The sequence below is a fragment of the Reyranella sp. genome, from assembly GCF_004297265.1.
In the GTDB taxonomy this organism is placed as follows: Bacteria; Pseudomonadota; Alphaproteobacteria; order Reyranellales; family Reyranellaceae; genus Reyranella.
This window is the reverse complement of sequence record NZ_SCUT01000048.1, coordinates 1-23006: the sequence shown is the minus strand read 5'-3', so window position 1 is coordinate 23006 and position 23006 is coordinate 1. Positions and strand designations below refer to the sequence as shown.

Sequence of the window (23006 nt, the reverse complement as noted above, 5' to 3'; positions counted from 1 at the left end):
TGGGACTTCAAGCGGTTTGTGAAGTTCCGCCTGGAGCTGCCAGCCATCGTTTGACCAAAATTTCGTTCGTTGGCAGTGTTCCTTCGGCGAAAGAATCACTGATAACGAAGAAAAGCCGTCGATCATGGATTTCTCCTTTTCCGAACAGCACGAGGCCGTGCGCGAGACCGTCAGGCGCTTGTGTCAGACGGAACACCAGAAGCTGGTGGCGGCGGCGGAGGAGAACGAAGTCCTGCCGCGCGAAGTCTTCGCGCGCTGGGGCGAGCTCGGCCTGCTGGGCGTGCGCTATCCCGAAGCTGACGGCGGCAGCGGCCTCGACAAGGTGAGCGACTGCATCGTGCGCGAGGAACTGAGCTACATGAGCCAGGGATTCGCCTCGAGCTGGTCGGCCCACAGCCATCTCGGCATCTGGCCGATCTGGAAAGCCGGTACGGATGAGCAGCGCGAGCGCTTCTTCCGGCCCGCCGTGCAGGGGCAGAAGATCGCGGGCTTTGCCTTGAGCGAGCCCGACGGCGGCTCGAACATCCGCGCCCTCAAGACCCGCGCCGAGCGCGCCGACGGCGGCTGGAAGCTCAGGGGCAGCAAGCTCTACATCACCAATGCGCCGATCGCGGATTTCCTGCTGGTCGCGGCGCGGACGGCGCCTGAGCTCACCGGCGGCGCCATCAGCCTGTTCATCGTCGAGCTGCCGGCCGCGGGCATGACCATCGACAAGCTCAGGAAGGAGGGCATCCGTGCCTCCGAGACCGGCCTGATCCACATGGACGACGTGTTCGTTCCGGACGACCGCGTTCTCGGCGAGCGTCTCGGAACCTATCCGGTGATCCTGGAGTCACTCAGCGAGAACCGGGTTGGCGTGGCGGCGAATGCCCTGGGCATGGCGCGCGCCGCCTTCGACGCGGCAACGGCCTACGCGCGGGACCGGCTGGTCGCGAACAAGCGGATCGGCGACTACCAGGCGATCGGGCACAAGCTTGCGGAGATGTCGGCGCAGATCGAGGCGGCGAGGTGGCTCGTCTACTATGGCGCCTGGAGGGTCGACCAGGACACGCTCGACTCGGCGACCGCCGCGCGGGTGAAACTCGTCGCCAGCGAGACCGCCGTTTCCGTGAGCGAGCAGGCGATTCGCATCCATGGCGGCGCCGGGATCATGCGCGAGTATCCGGTGGGCCGCATCCATCGCGACGCGCTGGTCTATGTGATCGGCGAAGGCACCAGCGAGATCCAGAAGAACCTGATCGCCCGCGACCTCGGCTTCAGGTTCTGAACCGTACGGCACCTTCATCAACCGAAAGGAGCGGCAACCCTCGTCCTGAAACTGCACGAACAAGAAAATGCTGCGAAGCAAGGGAGGAAGCTCATGAATTTGGTTCACCGGCTTACCGCGTTCGCTACCGCCGTCGGAGTCATGCTTGCCGCGCCCGTGATGGCGCAATCCTATCCGAACAAGCCGATCCGCCTCATCGTCCCCTTCGGCGCCGGCTCGGGCAGCGACATTCTCGCCCGCATCATTGGCGAGCCGCTCGGCCAGGCGCTGGGCCAGCCGATCGTCATCGAAAACAAGCCGGGCAACAATACGACACTCGGCACGGAGTTCGTCGTGAGCTCACCGCCGGACGGATACACGCTCGGTCTCCTGACCAATTCCGGATTGGTCGCCAGTCCGGCCGGCCTGACCAGCGGCGTCCGATACGATCCGGCCAAGGACCTGAGCTACATCTCGATGGTGGCCTCGGTTTCCTACGTCTGGCTGGTCAACAACGACGTCAAGGCGACGAAGGCGCCCGAGCTGATCGAGCTGCTCAAGGCCAATCCCGGGAAGTTCAACTACGCGAGCGGCAATACCGGTGGCATCGCCTATGGCGGCTACATCAAGAACGCCTACCAGCTCGACGTGACGCATGTGCCCTACAAGTCGGTGCCCCCAGGCCTCGCTGACTTGATCAGCGGACACGTGCAGCTCATGGTCGCCGATATCCCGGCCTCGCTCGGCATGATCCGGGGCGGCAAGGTGCGGGCGGTCGGCATGACGACCGCCCAGCGCAATTCGCTGCTGCCCGACGTGGCGACCTTCTCCGAACAAGGGCTCGCCACGCCACCCGACATGAGCGGCTGGTGGTGCGCCGTGGCGCCGGCAGGGACGCCGGACGACATCCTCGACCGGCTGAACCGGGAACTGGTGAAGATCCTGGAAACGGAATCGGTGAGGGCCAAGCTGCTGCAGAACGGCATCGTGCCAACGCCGTCGACGCGGCAGCAGGCGGTGCAGTACCAGAAGGATCAGTTCCTGGTGTGGAAGGGCATCGTCAAGGACCTCAACCTCAGGGTCGACTAGGAAGTCAGGCGCACTTCGCCCGGTGGTTCGACGCGGCCGCCGGGGCTACGATGTGCGCCAACGCTCCGGAGACCTCCCCGAATGTCCCCTTACGTTTCGGCACCGGCCCGGACGAAGATCGTCGTGCCCGTGCTTACGGCCATCGTCGCCGTCGCGATCTTCGTCGTCGACACGCTGACGCCGCTCGATATCGCCGTTGCCGTGCTCTATGTGGCCGTCGTTCTGCTGGCGGTCGATTTTGCCGGATATACCGGCATTCTGGCGATTGCCGCGGGATGCGCCGCGCTGACGATCGCGAGCTTCCTTCTCACGCACGACCTCACGCCGGGGACGGGCGCAATGCTGCGCTGCTTCGTCAGCCTCGCGGCCATCGGCATCACCGCGTTGCTGGCCGCACGCAACCAGCTGGCCGTGGCGGCGCTGCGCGAGCAGGCCGATCTCCTCGACCTCACGCACGACACGGTGTTCGTCCGCGACCGCGACGACGTGATCAAGTACTGGAATAGCGCCGCGGAGAATCTCTATGGCTGGAGCAGCGACGAGGCGGTCGGCCAGCCGGCGGCAATGCTGTTGAAGAAGAAGTTTCCGGCTCCCTATCCGGCGATCCTTGAGGAACTCGAGCGGGAGGGCCGCTGGGAGGGCGAAATCGTCCACACCTGCCGCGACGGCCGGCAAGCCACGGTAAATTCACGCTGGGCGCTGCAGCGCGATTCGCACGGCCGGCCTGCCGCCGTGCTCGAAACCAACACCGATATCACCGCCCAGCGCGCGGTGGAGGACAGGCTCGACCGGACACGCAGCGAACTGGCTCACCTATCGCGCATCGCCACGATGGGCGAGCTCACCGCGTCGATTGCCCACGAGGTCAACCAGCCGCTCGCCGCCATCGTCGCCAACGGTGAGGCTGGTCTGCGCTGGCTGGGGCGTGACACGCCGGACCTGGGCGAGACGAAGAAGTCCATCGAGGCGATGCTGCGCAATGCGCACCGCGCCAGCGACGTCGTCCGCCGCCTGCGGGGCTTGTCAGCCAAGTCGACGCCCGCCCACGCGCTTCTCGACGTCGCGGCGGTGGCCGAGGAGACCGTCCAGCTCGTCGAGCGGGAGCTGCGCGTCCAGGGTGTCCGGTTGTCCGCAGACCTTCCGGCGGGCCTGCCGCCGGTCGACGGCGATCGGGTGCAGATCCAGCAGGTCCTGCTCAATCTCATGTTGAACGCCATCCAGGCTCTGGGCGCCGTGCCTCCCGAACGGCGCACGATTTCTGTTAGAGTGCAACGTGGTGCGAACGAGAGTCTGGGAGATGCCATCGTGGTGACAGTCGAGGATACCGGCGCGGGGATTGCCGAGGCCGACCTTGCCCATCTGTTCGACGCCTTCTTCACGACCCGGAGCGATGGCATGGGCATGGGCCTGTCGATCTCGCGTTCGATCGTTGAAGCTCATGGCGGCCGCATCGAAGCGTCCAACCGGCCGGAAGGAGGGGCATCGTTCCGTGTCTGCCTGCCGGTCGGCGGGAGGGCGGCATGAACCGCCGGCAACCCGCGCCCGCGCCGGCAGAGGCGACGCCCGTGGTGTTCGTCGTCGACGACGACGAGGAGCTGCGGCTGGCGCTCGACAATCTCTTCCGCTCCGTCGGCCTGCAGGCGCGGCTCTTCGGCTCGGCTGCGGAATTCCTGAAGGCGGGTCCGGCCGACGCGCCCGGCTGCCTCGTCCTCGACATCCGCCTGCCGGGCGTGAGCGGCCTCGAATTCCAGGGACAGCTCGTCCGTATGGGCATCGAGCTGCCTATCGTCTTCATGACGGGTCACGGCGACGTGCCGATGTCGGTGCGCGCCATGAAGGCCGGCGCCGTCGACTTCCTCACCAAGCCGTTCCGCGATCAGGACATGCTCGATGCCGTCGCCTCGGCGATCGAGGCGGACCGGCAGCGACGCGCCGCCGCCGAAGCGGGACGGGACGTGCGCGCGCGCTTCGAGAGCCTGTCGCCACGCGAGCGCGAGGTGATGACCCTGGTGACCCGCGGCCTCATGAACAAGCAGGTTGCCGGCGAGCTGGGCCTGAGCGAGATCACCGTGAAGCTCTATCGCGCCCAGGCGATGCGCAAGATGAACGCCGACACGCTCGCCGACCTCGTGCGCATGGCCGAGCAACTGGCGCTCCATGCCGGCCCTGGCTAGCACGCTCCCTGCAATTTCATAAACGTACGTATGGCTACCGGCGCGGCCGTGCCTGCCGCAAGGTGGCGCGGCCATGTCGTCCTCTGCAGGCTCCTCGAACGCCGTCTCTCCCCCGTGCATCGCAATCGTCGATGACGACGAGTCGGTGCGCGAGGCGCTCGGCAATCTGCTGCGATCGGTGGGTTACGAGGTGCGGGCATTCTGCTCGGCCGAAGAGTTCCTCGACCGGCCGGAGGGCGGAGCCTTTTCCTGCCTCGTGACCGACATCCAGATGCCCGGAATGGGCGGCCTCGAACTGCAGAAGCGCATCGTGGCGTCGGACACGCGGCTGCCGGTCATCCTGATGACCGCCTTTCCGCGCGATCACATGCGGCTACAGGCGGAGGAGCTGGGCGCTGCCGGCTTCCTCACCAAGCCGTTCGACGCCAGCCGCATGATCGAGTGCGTCGAGCGCGCCCTCCGGCCACCGGCGTAGGACCCCGTCGTCCCTCCCGTCGCAATGCACCGGTCGAGACGACGGGTTCGGGTACCCTGATTATCCGTGCGCGCGGGCGCTTTCGAACAGGAACCAGGTCCGGCGCTCGGTCTCGTCGATCCAGACCTCGACCAGGCTCGCCGTCGCGACGTCGCCATGCTCCTCGCAGAGCACATGGACCTCGCGCAGGATGGAGGTGAGCTGGCGATTGTCGTCGCGCAGCTCGGCCAGCATCGTGCCCGGCGGGACGAAGTCGGCATCGTTGTCGAGCAGGCGCTGCTGCCGGGCGATCTGGCCGATCGAGCGCAGCGTCGCGCCGCCGATCTTGCGGGCGCGCTCGGCGATCGGATCGGTCATCGCGAAGATCTGGTCGGCCTGTTCGTCGAGCATCAGGTGATGGTCGCGGAAGTGCGGCCCCGACATGTGCCAGTGGAAGTTCTTGGTCTTCAGGTAGAGCGCAAAACAGTCGGCCAGCAGGGCGGTGAGCGACGCGGCCAGATCCTTGACGGCGTTTTCCGAGAAGGTGCTGGGCGTTTGCAGGGCGGCGGTCCGGCGGTTCTGGATGGAGGTGGTCATTGGCTTGTCTCCTTCGTGGATGGGAACGGTTGGATTTGATGCACCTGGTGGGTTTCTCCCGACGCGGTGAAGACCACGACGACAGTCAGCGTCATCGCGATGCAGACGATGACAACCGCGAGGACGAGATCGGCTTTCAGCAGCTTGTGCATGATTTCCTCAGTGGGCCGCCGGCGCGTGGCCGCCCAGCTTGACCTTGCGCAGGGTGAGCGCGAGTGCCCCGGCGGAGAGCGAGATCGCCATGAGCGTCCAGAAGACGTCGATGAAGGCCAGGAACGAGGCCTGTGTCGCGACCTGCTGGCCGATCCAGGCGATGGCCTGCTTCTGGGCCTGCAGCGCCGAGCTGCCGTGGCTCGCGAAGTAGTCGATCGCCTGGCGCAGCGTCTCCTGGTAGGCGGTGTCCGACGGGATAGCGTGCTCGACCAACCGGCTCTGGTGGAACTGCCCGCGATGGGCCAGCACGTTGGACGACAGGGCGATGCCGAGCGAGCCGCCGATGTTGCGCGCGACGTTCACCAGCGCAGAGGCCTGATCGATATTGGCCGGCGATATGCCTTCGTAGGAGGCGGCCGTGATCGACAGGAAGATCAGCGGCAGGCCCACGCCCAGCAGCATGCGCGAGTGCGCGAGGAACCAGAAGCCGACATCGCCGTAGATCGACGTCAGATTGTACATCGAGAGCGCGATGATCGAGGCACCGGCGACGATCAGGTACTTGGGCTGGATCTTCGTCAGCAGGCGGCCGGTAATGAACATCATCGCCATGGTGACGAGCCCCCCGGGTGACAGGACGAGGCCGGCCCAGGTGGCGGTGTAGCCGAGATCCTGCTGCACGAGCTGCGGCAGGAACTGCGTCGTCGCGAGCAGGATGGCGCCGGTCGCCAGCATCACGAGGAAGCAAGCCCCGAACTGCCGCGTTGCCACCATGCGGATGTCGATCGCCGGATTTCGGCGCGTCAGCTCCCATGGGATCATGAGGATGAAGGCCAGTGCGCAGACGGAAGCCACGGCGACGATGAAGCCGGAGCCGAACCAGTCGTCCTCCAGGCCGCGATCGCACACGATCTCGAGCGCGCCGAGGAACGTGGCGACGAGCGCGAAGCCCACCAGATCGAAGCCGCCGTCGGTCCGCCGCAGCCGCTGCCGTTCCTCGACCTGCGCCCGCGTCTCGCGCAGCAGCAGGGCGATCGACACGATCGTCAGGAGGCCCACCGGCCCGTTGATCAGGAAGCACCAGTGCCAGGAGGCGTTGTCGGAAAGCCATCCGCCGAGCGTCGGCCCGACCACGGGCGCCACCACGACGGCGACACCGAACAGGGCGAAGGCCTGCCCGCGCTTGGCCGGGGGGAATGTATCGACGAGGATCGACTGCGAGACCGGCACCATGCCACCGCCGGCAATGCCCTGCAGGACGCGGAACAGCAGCAATGCCTGCAGATTCCAGGCGAAGGCGCACAGCACCGAGCTGACGGTGAACAGGGTGAGGCAGGCGATGAAGAAGCGTCGCCGGCCGACCCTGCGGACCAAGAAGCTGCTGGCCGTCAGGCTGATGGCATTGGAGACCAGGTAGGTGGTCACCACCCAGGAGGCTTCGTCCTCGCTGACGCCGAGGCCGCCCGCGATGTAGGGCAGGGCCACGTTCGCGATCGTGGTGTCGAGAACTTCCATGAAGGTGGCGATCGCCACCACCACGGCGATCAGCCAGGGGTTCGACACCCTGGCCGTGTCGGCGGCGCTCACAGCCAGCTCCGCAGCCGCTCGTAGAGGGACGGCGCCGGATCGGTCCGCACCGTGGGGACCACGGACATGCCCGGTCCCAGCGCGACGTCGGTCGGCGCATGATCGATGACGACCTTCACCGGCACGCGCTGCACGATCTTCACGTAGTTGCCCGTCGCGTTTTCGGCGGGCAGCAGCGAAAAGGCGGTGCCGGATCCCGGCTGCACGCTGGCGACATGGCCATGGATTTCGCGGCCGGGATAGGCGTCGATCCGAAAGCTCACCGGCTGACCCGGACGCATCGCGTCGAGCTGCGTCTCCTTGAAGTTGGCAACGACCCAGATCTCGTCGGGGACGAACATGGAGAGTGCCGTGCCGGCCTGCGCGAACTCGCCGACCGCGGCGCCGAGCTGGACGATCCGCCCCGGCTGCGCCGCCGTCACCGTCGTGTAGGACAGGTTGAGCGCCGCCTGGTCGTGCTTTGCCTGCACCTCCCGCAGGTTCGCCAATGCCGAGTTGCGTTGCGCCTCGAGCGCGTCCAGCTGGCGGTGGGCGACCGTGACGTTGGCCTGCGCGTTCGAGACCGCCGCTTGCTGCTGGTAGAGCTCGGACAGAGCCAGTTCGCCGGTCTGATGGCTCGACCAGCCTTCCTTCGTGAGCGTGCTGTAGCGTTCGGCCTGTTGCTGCGCATAGACCAGCCGCGCCTCGCTCAGCTTCACCTGGGTCTCGCTGGCAGCGATCTGCGCCTTCTGGACTTCGATCTGGGCAGCGATGTTGGCGATGCCCGCCTGCGCGGCCGCAATGGCCGCCTCGGCCTGGGCGAGCGCCACCTGGTAGTCGCGCTGGTCGATGCGGGCGATCACGTCGCCCGTGCCGACATGCTGGTTGTCGGTGACCGGGACCGACGTCAGGTAGCCCGGGACCTTGGGCGCGACCGCGAACTGTCGCGCCGCGATGAAGGCATCGTCGGTCGTCGCGAAGTGAGTGCTGTAGTCATAATAGAGCCCGGCCGCCGAGACCGCGCCGACCAGGGCCAGGAGGCCGACGCCGCCGAGCAGCATGCGGCGCCCCGTGAAGCCTCCGCGCGGCGTCTTCTTCGAAGGTGCCTCGTCCGTCGCGCCCGGCTCGTCGAGAAGCAGTTTCTCCTGAGGCGGCGCCTCGACCGGGGCCGGCGCGGGCGGCGGGGGACTGCTCTCCGTCGGACGGCGTAGCGGGATCAGGGTGCCGGGGCTGGGCGACATGACGTGGTCTCCTATCGCGGGCCACGCACCATTTGCGTGGCTGAGCGAGAGGATACGGAAGGGGGAAATTCCGCCAATTCAGATGGACGTCTGATGCGGGCAAACCTTGGTATAGGCAGTCAGGCGCCACTTTTTCCCGGAAGATCGTTCCATCGCATCCGATCGGGAGCAGGATCATGGCCGAGACCAGGCGCATTCGCCCCTACAAGCAGCCCGCCGGTGGATGGGGCGCCCTGAAGGCGCTGGGCGAGCATCTCGTCGAGCAGGGCATCACGATCAAGGGATCGAAGACGCTCCTGCGCATGAACCAGCCGATGGGCTTCGACTGCCCGGGCTGTGCCTGGCCCGATCCCAAGCATACGTCCTCGTTCGAGTTCTGCGAGAATGGCGGCAAGGCAGTCGCCTGGGAATCGACCGCGGAGCGCTGCACGCCGGAGTTCTTCGCGGAGCACACCGTTTCGGAACTCGAGGGATGGAGCGACTACCAGCTCGAGATGGCCGGCCGGCTGACGCACCCCATGGCCTATGACGCGGCGAGCGACCGCTATGTGCCAGTGAGCTGGGACGAAGCCTTCGCGACGGTCGGCCGGCACCTGGCGGCGCTGCCCGATCCGAACATGGCCGAGTTCTACACCTCGGGCCGCACCTCCAACGAGGCGGCCTTCCTCTACCAGCTCTTCGTGCGCGAATTCGGCACCAACAATTTCCCCGACTGCTCGAACATGTGCCACGAGGCGACCAGTGTCGGCCTGCCGCTGTCGATCGGTGTCGGCAAGGGGACGGTCCTGCTGGAGGATTTCGACAAGACCGACTGCATCTTCATCTTCGGCCAGAATCCCGGCACCAACAGCCCGCGCATGATGACCAGCCTGCGCAACGCCTCGCGGCGCGGCGCCACCATCATGTCGTTCAACCCGTTCCGTGAGCGGGCCCTCGAACGCTTCCAGGCGCCGCAGGATCCGGTCGAGATGGTGACGCTCGGCTCGACGCCGATCAGTTCGCGCCTCTACCAGGTGCGGGTCGGCGGCGACGTCGCGGTGATCAAGGGCCTGATGAAGGTCCTGGTCGAGGCCGACGAAAGCGCACGGGGCGCAGGCAGTGCCGCCGTACTCGACTGGGATTTCATCCACGAGCACACGGTGGGCATCGACGCGCTGATCGCCGACCTGAAGGCGGCGGACTGGGCGTCGCTCGAGCGGCAGTCCGGCCTCGTCCGTTCGGAGATCGAGGAAGCCGCGCGGGCCTACATGAAGGCCGGGCGCGCCATCGTCGTCTATGGCATGGGCATCACCCAGCATCGCCACGGCGCCAGGGCGGTGCAGCAGCTCGCCAACCTCTGCCTGCTGAGGGGCAACATGGGCCGGGAAGGGGCGGGTCTTTGCCCGGTGCGCGGCCATTCGAACGTGCAGGGCGACCGCACGGTCGGCATCACCGAGATCCCGGCGGCCGATTTCCTCGCGCGTCTCGGCGAGCGGTTCGGCTTCACGCCGCCATCGGCGCCGGGCCACAACGTCGTCACGGCGCTCCAGGCGATGGCGCGCGGCGAGGTGCGGGTCTTCTTCGGCATGGGCGGCAACATCGTGGCGGCGATGCCCGACTGGCAGGTGACGCGCGACGCCTTCCGCCAGCTCGATCTCAGTGTCCACGTCTCGACCAAGCTCAACCGCAGTCACCTGGTGCGCGGCCGCGAAGCGCTGATCCTGCCCTGCCTCGGGCGCACCGAGCTCGACGTCCAGGCGACCGGCCCGCAGTCCATCACCGTCGAGGATTCGATGTCGATGGTGCACGCCTCGCTCGGTCTGAACGCGCCCGCCTCGGACCATCTGAAGAGCGAGCCCGCCATCGTGGCCGGTATCGCCCGAGCGACGCTCGGTGCCCGCTCGGTCGTGCCGTGGGAGGAACTGGTCGGCGACTATGACCTCATTCGCGACGCGATCGAGAACGTGTTCCCGATCTTCAAGGACTACAACGCGCGCATCCGCGTGCCCGGCGGCTTCCATCTCGTGTCGACGGCCCGCGAGCGGATCTGGAACACCGCATCCGGCAAGGCGAACTTCCTGATCTACGACGGCATCCAGGAAGACCCGGTGCAGAAGTACAATGACGTGCTGTGGCTGACCAGCGTGCGCAGCCACGACCAGTACAATACGACGCTCTATTCGATGTCGGACCGCTATCGCGGCGTCTACGGCCAGCGCGACGTCGTCTTCCTCGGCGCGACCGAAATCGAAAGGCTCGGGTTCGAGCCCGGGGATCGCGTCGACATCGTCGCCGTGAACGGCGACGGCATCGAGCGGCGCGTGCGCGGCTACCAGCTCGTGGCCTACGCGTTCCCCGAGGGCAGCTGCGCGGCCTACTATCCGGAGACCAATCCGCTGGTGGCGCTGGATGCCCACGACCCGATGAGCTTCACGCCCTCCTACAAGGGCATCCCCGTGCGGCTGGTTCGCGCGGCGGCGGGCGCTGCCTGAGGGAGGCGAGCCAATGGCACCGCTCGAGATCGTCCTGATCCTGCTGTCGGCCGTGGTGGTGAGCGGCGCCTGCGCCCGCATGCTCCCGTTGCCGGTGCCGGTGCCGCTCGTCCAGATCGCCCTCGGCGTGTTCATCGCCGCGGTCGCCAATCTCGGCGTCAAGCTGGATCCGCAGGTCTTCTTCGTACTGTTCCTGCCGCCGCTTCTGTTCTTCGACGGCTGGCGGCTGCCCAAAGCCAGCCTGTTGCGGGACAAGGGAATGATCCTGGCGCTCGCGCTCGGTCTGGTCGTCTTCACCGTGCTCGGGCTGGGGCTGCTGATCCACTGGATGATTCCCGCCATGCCGCTCGCCGTGGCCTTCGCGCTCGCAGCGGTGATCTCGCCGACCGATCCGGTTGCGGTGAAGGCCATCGCCGCGCGTGTGCCCGTGCCGAAGCGGCTGATGCGGCTCCTGGAGGGCGAGGCGTTGCTCAACGATGCGTCGGGTCTTGTCTGCCTGCGCTTTGCAGTGGCCGCAACGCTGACCGGCACCTTCTCGTTGACCGACGCCGTCGGCAGCTTCGTATGGGTGTCGGCCGGCGGGTTGGCAGCCGGACTGGCGGTGACCATCGTGGCTGCGCAGGTGAAGAACTGGGTGTCGCGCCGCTACGGCGAGGATGTCGGCGCCCAGATCCTGATCAGCCTGCTGATCCCTTTCGGAGCCTATTTCCTCGCCGACATGGCAGGCGCCTCGGGCATCCTTGCCGCCGTAGCCGCCGGCATCACCATGAGCCATGTCGAACAGGGCGGCGGGGCGCTTGCGGAGACCCGCGTGCGGCGCAGCGCCGTGTGGGAGACCATCCAGTTCGGGGCCAGCGGCGTCATCTTCATCCTGTTGGGCGAGCAATTGCCCCGGATCGCCAGCGGCGCCGCCGAGGTGGTGCATGAGGCAGGCCATGCCCAAGTCTGCTGGCTGCTCTTCTACGTCGCCGCGATCACTTTCGGTGTGGCCGCGCTGCGTTTCGCCTGGGTGTGGGTGCTGGTCCGCGTGGCACTCGGCCGGCAAGCGAGCTGGCGGCTGGTCGCGGCGCTCACGGTCGCAGGCGTCCGCGGCACCGTCACCCTGGCCGGCGTGCTCTCCCTGCCGTTCATGCTGGCCGACGGCAGTTCGTTCCCGGCGCGCGATCTGGCGGTGTTTCTCGCGGCAGGAGTCATCATCGCTTCACTGGTCGCGGCGACACTCATCCTGCCCGGCCTGCTGCGTCGCCTCGACTTCGCGCCGGAGCCGGGCGAGGAAGCGGCGGAAGATGCCGCTCGCGTCGCCGCCGGCGAAGCCGCCCTGGCCGCCATCGCCCGTGCCCAAGGCGGATTGGCGACCAAGCCCGGCGACGCGGATCTGGGTGCGGAAGCGGCGGCGCGCGCCATGGCGCCCTATCGCCAGCGCATCGACGCGCTCTCGCGGTCGGGCGCCGAGGGAGACCTCGCGCGTCGCATCGAGGCCCTCGAGCGGGAGCTGGAGCTGATCGGCATGCGGGCGGAACGCGAGCGTCTGCTCCAGCTCACGCGCAGCGGCCACCTGTCCGACGAGGCGGCGCGCAAACTCGTGCGCGAGGTCGATCTCGTCGAGGCGCGCATCGCGGGCGCCTGAGGCTCACGCGCTCTTGAGAGGGCGGCGCCCGTTGCGCCGGCCATACTCCACTCCCACGATGGAAGGTGTTCTCCATGTCTCGATCATCCTCTCGCAGCCCCCTCGTACCGCTGGCCGTCATCGCCCTGGTCGCGGGGGGGAGTGCGGCTGCCTTCGCCTACACGGCGGGCTGGCTGTCGCCTGAGCGACTCACGCCCGCCCGGCTCGTGGCAGCGCTGGCGCCGCCGGGCGGTCCGGCGCTTGGGCATCGGCGCAACCATGCCAAGGGCATCTGCTTCACCGGCGAGTTCCAGTCCAACGGCAACGGTGTGGCGCTATCGAAGGCGAAGGTCTTCACGGCCGGCGCCTGGCCGGTGCTCGGCCGATTCAATCTCGCGACGCCCAATCCCAACGCCGCGGATGCGACCGTGCGCGTCCGCGGCATGGGACTTCAGATCACGACGCCGGATGGCGATGTCTGGCGCAGCGCGATGATCGACGCGCCGGTCTTCGCGGTCTCGACACCACAGGCATTCTACGACCTGCTCGAGTCGGCGCCCAAGGGACCGGAGGCCATGAAGGCTTTCATCGGCCGCCATCCGGAGTTCATGGCCTTCGCCGGCTGGGCCGGGAGCGCGCCCTGGACCTCGAGCTATGCGGAGGATCCGTTCAACAGCCTCAACTCCTTCCTGTTCACCGACGCGGCCGGAACGACCCGCGCTGTCCGCTGGTCGCTTCGGCCGGCGGCGACGCCGGTGCCGATCACGCCGGAGGAACTCACCAAGAAGGGGCCGAACTATCTCGAGCAGGAGATCGCACAGAGGGTCGCCGGCGCGCCGCAGCGCTGGACCATGACGGTGACCGTCGCGGAACCCGGTGACAACACCGCCGATCCCACCAAGGCCTGGCCGCAGGGACGGCGCACGATCGAGGTCGGTACGCTCGTGGTGAACAAGGTCATCGCCGAGCCGGACGGTCCCTGCCGAGACATCAACTTCGACCCCACCATCCTGCCCCGCGGCGTCAGCGTATCCGACGATCCGTTCCCCGCCGCACGCTCGTCCGCCTATGCCCGGTCCTACGACCTGCGCACCTCCGAGGCGAAGGATTATCCCCGCACGTCGGCCGCCAGGAGTGCCAAGCCATGAGCCGCGCCATGTTCCATGCTCGTTTCTCCGGCGCTCAGCGCCTGCTTCACTGGACGATGGCAGCCGGCATCGTGGCGATGCTGTTCATCGGCGTGGCCATGCTCTCGACCGTAGCGCCGGCCTATGTCCCGCTGGTCGCCACGCACAAGACCCTGGGCGTGGCGCTCTTCGCCCTCGTGCTCGTGCGCCTCATCCTGCGCCTCACGCTCGGTGCACCGCCTCTGCCGGCCGACCTGCCGCCCCTGATGCGGCTCGGCGCGGTCCTCTCGCACTGGGCGCTCTATGGGTTGATGATCGTCATGCCGCTGCTGGGCTGGGCGATGTTGTCGGCGGCTGCCTATCCGGTCGTTCTGTTCGGCAATGTCCGGCTCCCGCCGATCCTGCCGCAGTCCGACTCGCTGCACACGCTGCTGTGGGCCGCGCACCGCTGGCTGGCCTTCGCCTTCTTCGCGCTGATCCTGCTCCATGTCGCGGCGGCGCTGTTCCATGCGCTGGTCCGCCGCGACGGCGTGTTCGAGGCGATGTCGCCGCTGCCCGCCAAGCCGACGGCCGAACGGTAGGGCAAGTTCCCACTGAAGGTGCGGCCACACTTCGACGGCGCCGCGGTAGCACAGACGCATATGCCATGGAACGGTGCTTCACCGCCGACGCCTCCCACGAGCTGAGGACGCTACTTGCCATATTGAACCGCCGTCTGCAGAACGCGCGAAATCAGCAGGCCCCGGATTGGGACGCGATCTCGCGACACATGGAAGCGATGAGGCATGTCGTGGATCAACTGCTGGCCCTGGCCCTGGCCCTGGCCCTGGCGCGGGCGACGAAGGCGAGTCGGTTGCGCCGGTGACGGCAGAACGCCTCTTCGAGCGGTTCCACAAGAGGGTTCAAAGCAGCGCGGGCGCCGGTCTGGGCCTGGCGATCGTGAGGCGACTGCTCCGCAACCTCTGCGGCGACGCAAGGATCGCCAACGGCAATTGCTTTGCCGTTGAACTGAGCATCCCTCTGGTCGTGCCTCGAGCCTAACCGCAGCCTCCTGCGCGTTAGGTCTCTGCTGGTGCCCAGTGCGATTTTATCTCGCTCAGTAAAGATTCTTCAGCGCGAAGGGGGTCCACGGCGTCTTGCCATCCTCGAAAACGCTCTGTAGAGGGATCGCGAATGATTATCACTTGAGGTTCGTTTGACCCCGGCGGATCCTTCGCTTGCCCTCTACCTGGCGCATCGTGCCGACCTGCTGAAGTACGCCGACAGCATCGTGCGCGACCGTGCAAGCGCGGAGGATCTGGTTCAGGAGGCCTGGCTGCGGTTTTCCTCTCCGGCTACGCAGGCCACGCAAATCGCCCATCCGACGAGCTACCTCTATTCGATCGTCCGGAACCTGGCGCGGGACTGGCTTCGGCGGTCGTCGAGCAACCTGATCCACCCGGGCGAGACGGAGGTGATAGAGGCCTTTCCCAGCGATGCGCCCTCGGCCGAGCGGGTCCTCTACTATCGCGACGAGCTCCGTGCGTTCGATGCGGTCCTGTCCGAGCTGCCGGAACGTACCCAGCGGGCGTTGATCCTATATCGCTATGAAAAGCGAACCTTGCAGGAAATCGCCGATATCCTGGATGTCTCGGTGGCTCGGGTCCATACGCTGGTGAAGCAAGCCATGTTGTTCTGCGCGATGCGGATCAAAGGTCCCGAAGCGTGACTCCGGCCGTTGAAATACCCGGCGCGACAACGTCACTGTCCATGGCACCCGCCCGCACGCATGAGGAACCGGCATTGACCCTGGACCAGAACGAGGGGCAGCCCATCCGGGGACAGGCCGTCGAATGGCTGATGCAACTCCAGGAGTCACCCGGCGACGAGCGGTTGCACGCCGAGTTCGACGACTGGCTGGCCCGCGACGCCCGCCATCGGGGTGCCTACGAAGAGATGGCCTCTCTGTGGGGACAGGCCGAACGGGTCGGTGCGCTCAGGGTGAACCGGCAGCGGACCGAGACCGCCTCCGGCCGGGTTGCGGCGACGGGCAGGAAGCGCTGGGTGCTGGCGGCCGGGCTTGCGATCGCGGCCTCGCTCGCTTTCATCACGGTCCCGAGAGTGCAGCTTTGGTTGGCCGCCGATCATCAGACGGGCGTCGCGGAGCTGCGGGACATCGTGCTCGACGACGGGAGTCGCATCGCTCTCGATGCACAGACGGCGATCTCGGTGGAGTACACGGGGACCCAGAGGACGGTCACCCTGCTGTCGGGGCAGGGGTACTTCGAGGTGACGCCGTCGCGCGCGCGCCCGTTCGTCGTGAAGGCCGAGAACGTCTCCGTGCGTGTCACGGGCACGGCCTTCAGCGTTGGCCTGTCGGATGCGAACGTGGCGGTCGCCGTTCGTTCGGGTTCGGTGAATGTCAGCGAGCAGGCGAGGGGAACGATCGCCGACCTCACGGCAGGCCAGCAGGTGCGGCTGTCGCGCGCCGGCAGCATAGCCCTGGGCGATGTCGCGGCAGACGATGTCGCTGCCTGGCGCGAGCGTCGTCTGGTCGTCTACGACGTGCCCATCCGCCAGGTGGTTGAGCAGATCGCGCGTCACACGAAGGCCGTCGTCGTTTTTGCCGACAGCCGCATCGCCGAGCAGCTGGTGACGGCGACCGTCGACCTCCAGCATCCCGAGGAAGCGCTTCGGACGGTCGTGGGGCTTCGCTACGGCAAGGTGACCGAGATGTCGTCCTACCTCGCGGTGATTTCCGCGCGCTGACCGAAGCCCGTCGGCTCGACTCGATTTTCTTTGCTCCCGCCGTTGAAAACCGGAGGGGACGTGCGTCCCGTCTGTCGGTCGATCGAATCGAGATCGTCCGTGGAGGAACGACCCGTGATCCCGCCGGCACGGTTTGGGGGGGGGCGAGCGTGCCGACAAGCGTAGTGGTGTCATCGAGTCGCCGGAAGGTAGCGACCTGTCAACGTGCAAGCATGACCCTGGGCATTTGTGCCGCCTTGCTGGCGGGCGTGGGCAGCCCGGCGCGATCCCAGGAAGCGCCTGCGATCGACGAAGCCCAGGCGCCGCCCAGCGTTGCGTTCGACATTGCGTCCCAGCCACTGGCATCGGCTCTGATGACGTTCGGACGGCAGGCCGGACTGCAGGTCGCCGTCGATCCGGCCGCCGTCGCCGGTCGGACGAGCGCCGCCGTGCGCGGCTCGATGACCGTCGATCAGGCTCTCCAGCAGTTGCTCGCCGGCACCAGGCTCGCGTTTCAGTTCACTGGCAGTTCATCCATCCAGATCCGCTCGAGCGGCGCTGCATCCGGAGCAATTACGCTCGATCCCGTGCAGGTGCAGGGCGTGTTTGCGGTGCCGTCGCAGGCCATGATCGACAATCTACCGCCGGTCTATGCGGGCGGGCAGGTGGCAACCGGCGGCCAACTCGGGTTGCTGGGCAATCGCGACGTGATGAACACGCCGTTCAACCAGACGAACTACACGGCGAAGAAGGCGCAGGACCAGCAGGCGACGACCGTCCGGGATGTGCTGGTCGACGATCCGTCGGTGCGCGTTACGAATCCGGCCGGCGGGTTTGCTGCAGAGGGTGTCACGATCCGGGGGTTCGACGTGAACAACCAGGAGATCAGCTATGGCGGCCTCTATGGCATGCTTCCGCTTTCCTCGATCATGGCGGAGCTGGCCGAGCGGGTGGAGGTGCTGAAGGGGCCGAGCGTCATGTTGAATGGCATGCCACCGTTGGGCGGCATCGGTGGAACGATCAATGTCGTGCCCAAGCGTGCGCCAGCTGAACCGCTCACGCAGTTATCGGCCAGCTACAACTCTGCGACACAATTCGGCGGCCATGCCGATGTCGGCCGTCGCTTCGGTGCCGACAAGCAGTTCGGAATTCGGGTCAATGGCGTTTTCAGAGCCGGCCAAACCGCGATTGAGGAAACTACCGACAAGCGAGGGCTTGGAGTCCTCGGTCTGGATTTCCGCGGGGAGCGCGTCCGGCTCTCGGCCGATTTCGGCTACCAGTATCAATATATCGGCGGCGTGATTCCCCAGCTCGGTTTGGCGGACGGCATTCCGTTGCCCTGGGCGCCGAACGCTCGCACGAACCAAGGCCAACCCTGGAGTTACCAAGAACGCAACGATCTGTTCGGCGTCGTCCGGGGCGAAGTCGATCTGACGGAACGCATCACGGCTTACGCGGCCTTCGGCGCTCACGACTATCGCGCCACCGGACTTGACGACTACCGTGTGACCGTCACGAACTTCAACGGCGCTGCCGCAACCGGTGGAGTTGAAAGCTTCAGCGAACAGTGGACGGCGTTGACTGCCGAAGCGGGCATCCGGGCACTCTTCAACACCGGTCCCTTGAATCACGAACTGGCCGTCACTGCCACGACTCTCTCCAGGGAAACTTCATTCGGATGGGGCGGCGGCGCTCCGTTGGACACGAACATCTACAATCCGATTCGGTATGCGCGACCTGATTTGGCCATCCCCGCCGCGACCAAGAGTTCGACTCAAGGCAGATCCAGCCTGGGCTTCGCCGACACGGTGTCTGCCGCCGAAAAGCGCGTCCAGCTCACGGTCGGCGCCCGCTTGCAGAGAGTGACTGCAGCCAATTTCGATTCCACCACAGGGGCGCAGACATCGAGCTATGACCAGAGTGCGTTGAGCCCTTCGGTGGCGCTGGTGTTCAAACCTTGGGAGAATGTGTCCATCTACGGCAACTGGATCCAGGGCCTGCAGCAAGGATTCGTGGTGCCGGTCGGGTTCACCAATGCCGACGAGATATTCCCGCCCTTCAAGTCGACGCAGTACGAGGTCGGCATCAAGGTCGACTGGGGCAAGTTCACCACGACCGCAAGCATTTTCCAGATTTCGCGGCCTTTCGCGCTCGTGAATCTCGCAGCCAATACGATGTTCGTAGGCGGCGAACAGCGCAATCAGGGACTCGAACTGAATGTCTTCGGGGAGCCAATCAAGGGCGTCCGCATGCTGGGTGGAGCAATGTTTCTCAATCCGGTCCTGACCAAGACTCAGGACGGTTTGACCGACGGTTGGGTCGCGCCGTTGGTGCCGCAGGTCAATCTCAATCTCTCCGCCGAATGGGACCTCCCGTTCGCACCCGGTCTGACAGTAGACGGTCGGGTCATTTATACAGGCTCGCAATACGTCGACACGACCTGGCCGCGCCGCATTCTCCCGGCGTGGACCCGTTTTGATATCGGCGGGCGTTACACGTTCGAGAATCCGGGAGCCAAGGGCAAGCTGCTGGTCGCTCGTTTCAACGTCGAGAACCTGCTCGACGCGAATTACTGGCTGGGAGGGACCAGCGTCGTTGGCCTCATGCTGGGTCAGCCGCGCACGTTCCGCCTATCGCTGACGGCGGACTTCTGAAGCTGAAAGAGCGGTCGCCTCGCGCTCCCTACGTGAATTGAGAGGCGAAGCCCGCTGTCTAAGCCGCCTGACCGGCCTTTGCGCGGACCGGCAGCTTCCAGCCGGGCCGGACGAAGTGGCAGGTATAGCCGTTGGGGATGCGCTCCAGGTAATCCTGGTGCTCGGGCTCGGCTTCCCAGAAGTCGGAGACGGGTGTGACCTCGGTGACGACCTTGCCGGGCCACAGACCGGAGGCGTCGACGTCGGCGATCGTGTCCTCGGCGACGCGGCGCTGCTCGTCGCTCGTGTAGAAGATCGCCGAGCGGTAGGAGGTGCCGCGGTCGTTGCCCTGGCGGTTCATCGTCGAGGGATCGTGGATCTGGAAGAAGAACTCCAGCAGGGAGCGGAAGCTCAACTTCGCCGGGTCGAAGATGATCTCGATCGCCTCGGCATGGCCATCATGGTTGCGATAGGTCGCATTCGACACGTGGCCGCCGGTGTAGCCGACCCGGGTCGACACGACACCGGGCATGCGACGGATCAGGTCCTGCATGCCCCAGAAGCAGCCACCGGCAAGAACAGCGCGTTCCTGGCTCATTTCACGTCCTCCACCTGGTCTAGATAGGCGCCATAGCCTGCCGCCTCCATGTCCTTGCGATGCACGAAGCGGAGCGAGGCCGAATTGATGCAGTAACGCAACCCGCCGCGGTCGCGCGGGCCGTCCGGAAACACATGACCGAGATGGCTGTCGCCATGCTTCGAGCGCACCTCGATGCGCATCATGCCGTGCGAGCCGTCCTGCAGTTCGGCGACATTGGCGGGCTCGATCGGCTTGGTGAAACTAGGCCAGCCGCACCCCGATTCGTACTTGTCGGACGAGGCGAAGAGCGGCTCGCCCGAGACGATGTCGACATAGATGCCAGGCTCCTTGTTGTGGAGCAGGGCGCCGGTGCCGGGGCGCTCGGTGCCGCTCTGCTGCGTCACGTAGAACTGCTCCGGAGAAAGGTTTGCGACGGCCTCGGGAGTCTTCTTGTACGTCTGCATATCTGCTCCTGGTCACACCTGTCGGAAGTCTGTGAATATAGGGAGCCGATGGTCTTGTGTCAGGGGGCGGGAATCACCTCCGCTGTTGCACGTAGTCGACCAGAACGCGCAGCTTCGGGGCGACGTTCCTGCGGCTTGGGTAGTAGAGGTAGAAGCCGGCGAAGCTGGGGCAGAAATCCTCGAGGATCGGCTCGAGTTCTCCGCGCGCGAACGACGCGCGAAAGCTCTCCTCCATGCCGAAGGTGATGCCGGCGCCGGCGACCGCGAGCTTGATCATCAGCGCCATGTCGTTGGTGGCAAACCGGGGGGCGACGGCGACACTGAACTCCTTGTCGCCCTCGGCAAATTCCCAGCGGTAGGGCGCGGCCTTGGGGGAAGGGCGCCAACCGATGCAGGTATGCGATGTGAGGTCGGCGGGATGTCGCGGCACGCCGAAGCGGCGGCGATAGGCGGGAGCGCAGACCGCCAGCTGACGTTCTTCGCCCGCCACCGGCACGGCGATCATGTCCTGCTCGATCACTTCGCCCAGGCGAACGCCAGCGTCGTAGCCTTCGGCCACGATGTCGACTGCGTCGTCGGTGACCGTGATGTCGAGATCGACCTCGGGATTGGCTTCGGCGAAGCCCGCCAGAAACGGTCCCGCGAGGAAGTGCTCGGCGATCGAGGAAACGGCGAGCCGCAGGCAGCCGCGCGGCCGGCCCTGCAGGGCGGCGGTCTTCTCCAGGGCGGCGCGCATCTCTGCCACCGCCGGCGCGATCTCCGCGTGCAGCCGGTCGCCGGCCTCCGTCAGGCTGACGCTCCGGGTCGTGCGCAGGACCAGCGCGATTCCGAGGCTGCCCTCGAGTCGCTGGATCGTCTGGCTGACGGCCGAGCGGGTCACGCCCAGCCGGTCGGCCGCCGCCCTGAAACTGCGCTCCTCGGCCACGAGGGCGAAAACGGATAACGCGTTGAGATCGAGGTCCATTGATTAATATTCCTTTCCACTGCGGTAAGGGATTGTCGTCTTATCATGACAATGGCCTGGGCCCATGTTCCGAGCGAGCGCACCGCTCGCAAACGAAAAGGACCCGATCATGTCTCTCGATAAAGTCGCACTCGTCACCGGCGCCTCCAGCGGCATTGGCGCCGGCATCGCCCGGGAGCTCGCGGCCGCAGGGGCCAAGGTCATGCTGGGCGCGCGGCGCGTTGGCCGTCTGGAGGCACTCGCCACCGAGTTGGTGGCGGCCGGCGGGACGGCGCGCGTCTGCCCGCTCGACGTCACCGACCGAAAGAGCGTCGACGCCTTCGCCGATGCCGCGCGTGCGGCCTGGGGAAGGGTGGATGTCATCGTCAACAACGCCGGCCTCATGCCGCTCTCCGCCATGGCCGCGATGAAGGTCGAGGAGTGGGAGCGCATGGTCGACGTGAACATCAAGGGTGTGCTCTACGGCATTGCCGCCGTGCTGCCGGAAATGACGGCGCGCGGCTCGGGACACGTGATCAACATCGCCTCGATCGGTGCACTGCAGGTTTTCCCGGCGGCCGCCGTTTATTGCGCGACCAAGTATGCGGTGCGCGCGATCTCGGACGGGCTGCGGATGGAGAACGACAAGATCCGCGTCACCTGCATCCATCCCGGCGTCGTCGAAAGCGAGCTGGCCAGCACCATCACCGATCCGGCCGCCGCCGAAGCGATGAAGATCTATCGCACGATTGCCCTCAAGCCGGACGCGATCGCCCGGGCTGTCCGCTTCGCCATCGACCAACCCGCCGATGTCGACGTGAACGAGATCGTCGTTCGTCCTGTAGCGGCCGCATGAGGAGCGGAACCATGACCCTGCATTCAACGCTCGGCCCCGTCGCGGCGATGTTCATTGCCGCGATGGGGGTGCCCGTCCTTGCCCAGACCGTCGATGATCGATTGAAGCGCGGCGACGCCGTGATCCGCGACCTCAACCGCGGCCAGCCGCAGCCGGCGCTGGAGCGCATGCGTCAGGAGTTCCCCTTCCTCGCGGAGGCAACCGAGGCCTATGCGCTGGGCGATGTCTGGTCGCGGCCGGGCCTCGACAGCCGCACGCGCCAGCTCGCAGCGGTGGCGGCCTTCGCGGCGACGGGGCAGCTGCCTTTCATGAAAGTCCACGCCGGCTACGCGCTCAACATCGGCGTTTCCGAGGAGGAGCTGAAGGAGGTCATCTACATGATCACCGTCCCCGCCGGCATCTCGCGCGCCATCGCGGCCTCACAGGTCCTCTCGGAGCTCTTCGCCGAGCGCCGGAATGCGAGGGGGCCGCAATGAGGGCCATACGCTTCCTGACGTTGGCGCTGGCCATCGGCAGCCCCTTCATCCTCGCGACCGGAGGCCATGCCGAAATGACGACCCATCCCTATGTCGGCCTGTGGGTGACGGCCGACGGATACGTCCGGCACAACCTGTTGCCCGGCAATCGCTATGACGAAGCGCGCGGCACCCGCGAGAGCGCCTATCGCGGGCGATACGAAGTCAGCGGAACCCGGATCGAATACTGGGACGACACCGGCTTCACGGCCGACGGCATCTTCGTGGACATCGATACGCTCCATCACGGCGGAATGATTCTTCATCGCCGCAAGTGAGCCGCCATAGTGTCTGCAAGATTGACCGGCACATGATATTGGCGCCCGTTAGAGGGCTCCAATAACCAGGGACGCTCATGATCACTCGCAGACTGCTCTGTGCCGGCGCCGCCCTCGCGCCTTTTCCGGTCCTCGCCCAGGAATCCGGCGCGAGATTTCCGGCGGCATGGCTGGACGGCATACGACAGGAAGCGCTGCGGGCCGGCGTCGATCGCGCGACGCTCGACGCTGCATTGGCCGACATCCGCGAAGTGCCGAAAGTGATGGAGCAGGCGCGCAACCAGCC

The 23006-nt window shown here is 66.4% G+C and carries 23 protein-coding genes and 1 pseudogene; 17 read left to right on the top strand and 7 right to left on the bottom strand.

Annotated elements, in window-relative coordinates; all coding sequences use genetic code 11:
- Nucleotides 1-124: 124 nt before the first annotated feature.
- From EPO41_RS20675 to EPO41_RS20655, 5 genes are all read left to right on the top strand, one after another.
- Entirely contained in the window at nt 125-1267 is a 1143-nt protein-coding gene (locus EPO41_RS20675) for an acyl-CoA dehydrogenase family protein (protein WP_296329016.1), read from the top strand.
- Between the two features lie 93 nt (nt 1268-1360).
- The gene (locus EPO41_RS20670) at nt 1361-2335 is read left to right on the top strand and encodes a tripartite tricarboxylate transporter substrate binding protein (RefSeq protein ID WP_296329013.1); all 975 of its coding nucleotides are present in this window, start codon (nt 1361-1363) and stop codon (nt 2333-2335) included.
- 81 nt (nt 2336-2416) lie between these two features.
- Entirely contained in the window at nt 2417-3859 is a 1443-nt protein-coding gene (locus tag EPO41_RS20665; RefSeq protein WP_296329010.1) for an ATP-binding protein, read from the top strand.
- Entirely contained in the window at nt 3856-4509 is a 654-nt protein-coding gene (locus EPO41_RS20660) for a response regulator transcription factor (protein ID WP_296329007.1), read from the top strand. Before EPO41_RS20665 ends, EPO41_RS20660 begins: the two co-directional genes overlap by 4 nt.
- Nucleotides 4510-4582: 73 nt before the next feature.
- Nucleotides 4583-4984 (top strand): response regulator, encoded by a 402-nt coding sequence (locus EPO41_RS20655; protein WP_296329005.1) that lies wholly within the window; start codon nt 4583-4585, stop codon nt 4982-4984.
- Between the two features lie 60 nt (nt 4985-5044).
- Here EPO41_RS20655 and EPO41_RS20650 read toward each other — a convergent pair whose 3' ends face one another.
- The 4 genes from EPO41_RS20650 to EPO41_RS20635 are packed head-to-tail and all read right to left on the bottom strand — an operon-like array spanning nt 5045 to nt 8520.
- Nucleotides 5045-5560, bottom strand: a complete 516-nt coding sequence (locus tag EPO41_RS20650; RefSeq protein ID WP_296329002.1) for a DNA starvation/stationary phase protection protein — start codon at nt 5558-5560, stop codon at nt 5045-5047.
- Nucleotides 5557-5712, bottom strand: coding sequence for a hypothetical protein (locus EPO41_RS20645; protein WP_296328999.1), 156 nt, complete (start codon nt 5710-5712; stop codon nt 5557-5559). The genes EPO41_RS20650 and EPO41_RS20645 overlap by 4 nt, the downstream gene beginning before the upstream one ends.
- A gap of 7 nt (nt 5713-5719) precedes the next feature.
- Complete coding sequence (locus tag EPO41_RS20640) at nt 5720-7306, bottom strand: DHA2 family efflux MFS transporter permease subunit (RefSeq protein WP_296329351.1); 1587 nt, start codon at nt 7304-7306, stop codon at nt 5720-5722.
- Nucleotides 7297-8520, bottom strand: coding sequence for an HlyD family secretion protein (locus EPO41_RS20635; protein ID WP_363247246.1), 1224 nt, complete (start codon nt 8518-8520; stop codon nt 7297-7299). Before EPO41_RS20635 ends, EPO41_RS20640 begins: the two co-directional genes overlap by 10 nt.
- Before the next feature lie 176 nt (nt 8521-8696).
- Here EPO41_RS20635 and EPO41_RS20630 point away from each other — a divergent pair, with 176 nt between their 5' ends.
- From EPO41_RS20630 to EPO41_RS20600, 8 genes are all read left to right on the top strand, one after another.
- Entirely contained in the window at nt 8697-10991 is a 2295-nt protein-coding gene (locus EPO41_RS20630) for an FdhF/YdeP family oxidoreductase (protein WP_296328997.1), read from the top strand.
- A 13-nt stretch (nt 10992-11004) separates the two neighbouring features.
- A complete protein-coding gene (locus tag EPO41_RS20625) occupies nt 11005-12618 on the top strand; it encodes a Na+/H+ antiporter (protein WP_296328994.1) in 1614 nt (537 codons plus the stop codon).
- A gap of 74 nt (nt 12619-12692) precedes the next feature.
- Entirely contained in the window at nt 12693-13745 is a 1053-nt protein-coding gene (locus EPO41_RS20620; protein ID WP_296328989.1) for a catalase family peroxidase, read from the top strand.
- Nucleotides 13742-14305: a cytochrome b/b6 domain-containing protein gene (locus EPO41_RS20615; RefSeq protein WP_296328988.1), complete on the top strand. Its 564-nt coding sequence runs from the start codon at nt 13742-13744 to the stop codon at nt 14303-14305. The genes EPO41_RS20620 and EPO41_RS20615 overlap by 4 nt, the downstream gene beginning before the upstream one ends.
- A 280-nt stretch (nt 14306-14585) precedes the next feature.
- A complete protein-coding gene (locus tag EPO41_RS29775) occupies nt 14586-14765 on the top strand; it encodes an ATP-binding protein (protein ID WP_363247242.1) in 180 nt (59 codons plus the stop codon).
- A 154-nt stretch (nt 14766-14919) separates the two neighbouring features.
- Nucleotides 14920-15432, top strand: coding sequence for an RNA polymerase sigma factor (locus EPO41_RS20610; protein WP_296328985.1), 513 nt, complete (start codon nt 14920-14922; stop codon nt 15430-15432).
- 41 nt (nt 15433-15473) lie between these two features.
- On the top strand, nt 15474-16472 hold the full coding sequence (locus tag EPO41_RS20605; protein ID WP_296328982.1) for a FecR domain-containing protein: 999 nt from the start codon (nt 15474-15476) through the stop codon (nt 16470-16472).
- A gap of 212 nt (nt 16473-16684) precedes the next feature.
- Nucleotides 16685-19105, top strand: a complete 2421-nt coding sequence (locus tag EPO41_RS20600; protein WP_296328980.1) for a TonB-dependent receptor — start codon at nt 16685-16687, stop codon at nt 19103-19105.
- Nucleotides 19106-19163: 58 nt separating this feature from the next.
- Here the strand turns inward: EPO41_RS20600 and msrA are convergent, their stop codons facing one another.
- From msrA to EPO41_RS20585, 3 genes are all read right to left on the bottom strand, one after another.
- Entirely contained in the window at nt 19164-19682 is a 519-nt protein-coding gene (gene msrA / locus EPO41_RS20595; protein WP_296328977.1) for a peptide-methionine (S)-S-oxide reductase MsrA, read from the bottom strand.
- Nucleotides 19679-20128: a peptide-methionine (R)-S-oxide reductase MsrB gene (msrB, locus tag EPO41_RS20590; RefSeq protein WP_295139376.1), complete on the bottom strand. Its 450-nt coding sequence runs from the start codon at nt 20126-20128 to the stop codon at nt 19679-19681. Before msrB ends, msrA begins: the two co-directional genes overlap by 4 nt.
- Nucleotides 20129-20201: 73 nt before the next feature.
- Nucleotides 20202-21092 carry a LysR family transcriptional regulator gene (locus EPO41_RS20585; RefSeq protein ID WP_296328974.1) on the bottom strand — a complete coding sequence of 297 codons (891 nt, stop codon included), beginning with the start codon at nt 21090-21092 and terminating at the stop codon, nt 20202-20204.
- A gap of 109 nt (nt 21093-21201) precedes the next feature.
- Here EPO41_RS20585 and EPO41_RS20580 point away from each other — a divergent pair, with 109 nt between their 5' ends.
- The 4 genes and pseudogenes from EPO41_RS20580 to EPO41_RS20565 form a co-directional block, all read left to right on the top strand.
- Nucleotides 21202-21927, top strand: a complete 726-nt coding sequence (locus EPO41_RS20580; RefSeq protein ID WP_296328971.1) for an SDR family oxidoreductase — start codon at nt 21202-21204, stop codon at nt 21925-21927.
- Nucleotides 21928-21974: 47 nt separating this feature from the next.
- Nucleotides 21975-22403 (top strand): carboxymuconolactone decarboxylase family protein, encoded by a 429-nt coding sequence (locus EPO41_RS20575; protein ID WP_296329346.1) that lies wholly within the window; start codon nt 21975-21977, stop codon nt 22401-22403.
- Complete coding sequence (locus EPO41_RS20570; protein WP_296328968.1) at nt 22400-22720, top strand: Atu4866 domain-containing protein; 321 nt, start codon at nt 22400-22402, stop codon at nt 22718-22720. The genes EPO41_RS20575 and EPO41_RS20570 overlap by 4 nt, the downstream gene beginning before the upstream one ends.
- 77 nt (nt 22721-22797) lie before the next feature.
- Nucleotides 22798-23006 (top strand): annotated as a pseudogene (locus EPO41_RS20565) (lytic murein transglycosylase); the annotation flags it as partial.